General features: G+C 71.2%; 2 protein-coding genes. Both read right to left on the bottom strand.

The features are described from left to right. Window positions 1–190: 190 nt before the first annotated feature. Window positions 191–862, bottom strand: a complete 672-nt coding sequence (gene hpf, locus ACFWTE_RS21255; RefSeq protein ID WP_378781379.1) for a ribosome hibernation-promoting factor, HPF/YfiA family — start codon at window positions 860–862, stop codon at window positions 191–193. A gap of 802 nt (window positions 863–1,664) precedes the next feature. Then, the coding region (locus ACFWTE_RS21260) for a ComF family protein (RefSeq protein ID WP_378781380.1) at window positions 1,665–2,278 on the bottom strand (614 nt) is incomplete at its 5' end.

A 2,278-nucleotide genomic window follows, 5' to 3' on the forward strand; every position in this document is an offset into this window, starting at 1 on the left:
CCGGCGCTCTTGCCGATGACCACGAGGGCTCGGCTGGCGGGGGGGGGGGGGGGGCGGGGGGGGGGGGGGGCCCCCCCCCCCCCCCCCCCGCGGCGGCGCTGTCGGTGGTGCCGGCCGGTCACCCTGTCCGGGGTCCGGGCGGTGCCCGGTCCGGCGCGAACGGGGCGCCGCGGCCCTTTCGGGCCACTCCCTAGTCGACCAGCCGGAGGACCCCGTAGTCGAAGCCCTTGCGGCGGTAGACGACGCTCGGCGTGTCCTTGACCTCGTCGTGGAAGAGGTAGAAGTCGTGGCCGACGAGCTCCATCTCCATCAGGGCCTGGTCGATGCTCATCGGCTTGGCCTGGTGGAACTTCTCCCGAACGACGAGGGGAGCCTCTCCCTGGGTGTCGAGCTCGACGAACTCGTCGGCGAACTTGCCGTCCAGCTCGACGCCGTCGATCTCCTCCCCTCCGCGACGCTGGGTGGGGGGTGCCTGCGTCGCGGTGGCTGTGGCTGAGGGCAGGTCTCCGGGAAGGCCGGCGGTCGCCGCCGCGACGGAGACGGGAGTGTGGTTTCCGCGGTGGACCTTGCGGCGGTCCGCGGACTTGCGAAGACGAGCCTCGATCTTGTCGATCGCGAGGTCGAGGGCTCCGTACCGGTCGGAGGCCGCGGCCTCGCTCCGGATGACCGGACCGTTGGAGTGGATGGTCAGCTCAACCCTCTCGCTCACGTCGGCGAGCTTGGGGTTGCGCTCCTGGGACACCTCCACATCGACGGTCATCCCCTTGCGCTCCCACTTGGAGAGCCTGTCGAGCTTGTTCTCGACGTGCTGTCGGAACTTGTCGCTCACACCGGTGCGTCGACCCTTGACGATGATGTCCATAGGACCCCCTTCATCGCGTGGCCGCCGTGAAGGCGACGGCCAGGCTGGCTCTGCATCCCTCCCGCCGTCGGGCGGAGGGGTGTTGCGCGCTTAGCCCCCTTCCGCTGGTGACCCGTCTCTGTGCGGATCACGTCTCGCTTGGAAGTGCGTATACCCAACAGAGGCACGGTCATCCCACGCCACAGGGACGTCTTTGGCCGGGTCCCCCGAACGGGAGGACGGGGCTTTTGCCGTGCGTACGGCACGCCGTTCGTGGCACGGGGAGGAGCACCGGGAGGCGGGGGCCGAGAGGGATCGGTGTGCCGAACGGCAGGGGGAGGCCGCGCACGGGGGAGGTGGTGCCCCCGAGAGTCCGCCGGTGAAGGCGAACCCCCGGGGTATGGCATGCCACCCGTCCGTCCGACCTGGTCTTCGTCCCCACATCCGCCTGCTGAGAGTGTCGCCGCTCTTAGACGCGACTACTGCTCTTCTCCCTGTCATGAGGGACATCTGGACCCTCCGCGGGGCAGGGCTTACCTCTAAGGCGCACCGTGATCGGTCGACGAAAAGTCGCCTTACGTGGGCCGTTTCGCCTGCGCCTGGCATCGGCTTGCCGAAGGAGCGCCCCGGTGTTCCCAGGGGCTCTGAATCTCCGGCGCAACCACGGACCCGGACGGGTGCCATACGGTGACCGTAACCTGTCCTGGCGAGGATGTCAGGTAGCGGCCACTCACCCAACACACTGGCAACCGCCGCAAAGCCTTACATACGTGGACTTTTCGCCTGTTCGCGGGGGTTCGTAAAACCTTCTTTCCCGCCCGGTTCAAAACCCCTCCCGGCTCTCGGGGAGGCGCTCGGCGAGGACCACCGCGCCCGCCACCCGGACCCCTGCCGCCCTCAGCGCACGGGTCGCCTCGGCCGCCGTCGCGCCCGTGGTGAGTACGTCGTCCACGATGACCGCCGGGCCCCCTCCGCGTCCGCGCGGCGGGAGCTCCGCGACCAGGGTGCCGACCCGGTTGGCGAGCCTCCCGGCGCGCCCCAGACCGGCCTGGCGCCTCGGCCTGCCCCGGTAGCGCAGGAGCGGCAGCACGGTCCCCGCCGCCGGGCCGCCCGCGCCGGCCAGGCAGGCGCGCGCCAGCCGGGTGACGGGGGCGTGCGGGTCGCGAGGCGGCCCGCGCCCGGGCACGGGGACCAGCAGCGTGTCCGGCCCGACCAGTCCCGACGCGGCGTAGGCGGCCGACAGGCGACCGCCCAGGACCGCGGCCAGGGAGTCGGCCCTGCCCTCCTTGTAGGCGAGCAGCACCCGGCGGTGGATCCCGTCGTAGGGCCCCGCCGCCCAGGAGATGCTGTTGGCTATTTCGGGGTCCTGATCACGTCGCCCCGTCGAGCTGTTGCTCGGCGGGGCGAAGCGCTGCGAAGTGACTGATGCGGGTACGA

Origin of the sequence: Nocardiopsis sp. NPDC058631, assembly GCF_042716955.1 — a bacterium.
Taxonomy (GTDB): domain Bacteria; phylum Actinomycetota; class Actinomycetes; order Streptosporangiales; family Streptosporangiaceae; genus Nocardiopsis.